Annotated in this window: 3 protein-coding genes; all 3 read right to left on the bottom strand. The window is 76.4% G+C overall.

Annotated elements, in window-relative coordinates; all coding sequences use genetic code 11:
* The coding region (locus C6N75_RS28335) for a class I SAM-dependent methyltransferase (RefSeq protein ID WP_105871707.1) at positions 1-746 on the bottom strand (746 nt) is incomplete at its 3' end.
* 34 nt (positions 747-780) lie between these two features.
* Positions 781-1,341: a hypothetical protein gene (locus C6N75_RS28330; RefSeq protein WP_105871706.1), complete on the bottom strand. Its 561-nt coding sequence runs from the start codon at positions 1,339-1,341 to the stop codon at positions 781-783.
* A gap of 85 nt (positions 1,342-1,426) precedes the next feature.
* On the bottom strand, positions 1,427-1,735 hold the full coding sequence (locus tag C6N75_RS28325; RefSeq protein WP_105871705.1) for an SH3 domain-containing protein: 309 nt from the start codon (positions 1,733-1,735) through the stop codon (positions 1,427-1,429).
* Positions 1,736-1,959: the final 224 nt, after the last annotated feature.

Genomic DNA, 1,959 nt, shown 5'->3' with positions numbered 1-1,959 from the left:
ACGTCTCGTGGGCTCGGAGATGTGTATAAGAGACAGGTGTAGGGCTCGGTGACCGTCCCGTCGGGGAACTGCGCGAGGAGGGAGGTGCGCTCGCGGTCGAGGAAGGCGCGGGCGGCTCCGGGCTCGGTGGTGAGCAGCAGGGAGTGGGTGGCCAGGTGGGCGAGGTGGGTGTCGAGCGGAATGCGGCGGGACCAGCGGATGCGGCGTTCGGCGCGCGGGGTCCCCGGCGGCAGGGTGTCGCCCTGGCCGGGCGTGCCGTGGGCCGCGCCGCCGAGGTGGCGGGCGAAGCGTTCCTCCTGCGCGGCGACCCAGGGCACGTCGGAGTCGGCGATGTTCCACCAGAGGGCGAGCGCGCCGCCGGGGCGCAGCACGCGCAGGGCTTCCGGGAGGGAGCGGGTGCGGTCGGTCCAGTGCCAGGACTGGGCGTAGGTGATCAGGTCCGCCGTGGCGGGGGCGAAGGGCAGGGCGTCGCCGGTGGCGCGGACCAGGGGGACCCCGGGGGTGGTGCGCCGGAGCCGGTCGGCCATGCCGTCGCCGGGCTCGACGGCGGTGACCCGGGCTCTGCGGTCGCGCAGCAGCCGGGTCGCGATGCCGGTGCCCGCGCCGACGTCCAGTACGGCGGCATCGGCGAGGGGTCGGCCGGCGAGTTCTTCGACCGCGTCGAACAGGGCGGGCGGGTAGCCGGGGCGGGCGGCGTCGTACCGGGCGGCTGCGGTGTCGAAGGAGCGGGCGCGGGAGGTCGTCACCCGGTGAGCCTGCCCGGAGGGACGCGGAGGAACGCTAGCGGCGGCCCTTGCGGGGGCGGTTGGGCTTGGCGGAGCGCGAGGCCGGGTTGCCGGTGCGGGTGGCGCGGCGCTTGGCGTGGGCGGCGCGGGCGGCCTCGTACTCGGTGCGCAGCAGCTTCTCGCCGGGGGCCTCGGCCAGGGAGCGCAGGAAGTAGGCGAGCAGGGAGCCGATGAAGCCGATCAGCCTCAGGCTGCGCAGCGCGTCCTCCCGCGCCGGGTCGGCGGGGCGCCGGGTGAAGCCCTCCCAGGTCTTGCGGAACGCGATGGTGGTGCACACCGCGAACATGACGACGAGCAGGCCGTCGACGAAGCCGCCCACCTCGGCGAGGGCCAGCCCCTGGTAGGCGAAGCGGAGCAGGAACGCCCCGGCGACGGCGGCGGCCAGGGAGCCGACGGCGACAGCGGTCCGGCGCAGCCCGTAGCCGCCGTCGTGGTCGACCCAGGTGGTGCCGAAGAAGCGCAGGGGTTCCGGGCGCGGGCCGGCCGAGGGGGTGGCCGGGTCGCCGGCGGCCGGGGTGGTGGTGGGGTGGTCGCGGTCGGGGCTCTGGTCGCTCACGGTGTCGATTATCCCCGGTCGCCCGGCGGGCCCGCGGCTCCGGGCCCGTGCGCGGGAGGCGGTACGGGCCCGGAGCGGCGGCCGGTCAGGAGCAGCGGTCGGTGACGTAGCCGTCCACGCCGGTGCGGACGTAGGCGTCGGCGACCCACTGGCCGTTGCCGATGCAGTCCCAGATGTTCGAGGTGCCGTAGGGACCGGTGACGGTCTGGCCGGGCTTCTGGCAGGTGATGGGCACCGAGGCGCCTTCGGCCAGCACCCGGACCAGGCTGTACTGCGTGCCCGGGCCGCTGCGGACGTTGAGCCGGCAGCCCGGTGCCACCGGGTAGCGCTGCGCGCCCGCCGCGGCCGCGACGGCTGCGATCGGAGTCGGTTCTACGGTTTCTTCCAGGGCCATGACGGCCTCCCCCGTGACGGCCGCGTGCCCCGTGCACGCGCGCCGCGCGCAGGCTAGCAAGCCCGGACGGACTCGTACGGGGGATCGACTAGGCTCCGGATGTCGTGCCACCGCGCCCGACGGGACCGCTACGGGTCGGCCTGGGGCCGCCGGCGGTCGGGGGCGCGGGGGGCGCGCTCGCGGGCGAACACTCGGGGGTGGGGGTCCCGCCGCTGCGCGGTTCC

The sequence above is a fragment of the Streptomyces solincola genome (assembly GCF_002982015.1).
GTDB lineage: Bacteria > Actinomycetota > Actinomycetes > Streptomycetales > Streptomycetaceae > Streptomyces > Streptomyces solincola.
This window is presented reverse-complemented; position numbering and strand designations above follow the sequence as displayed.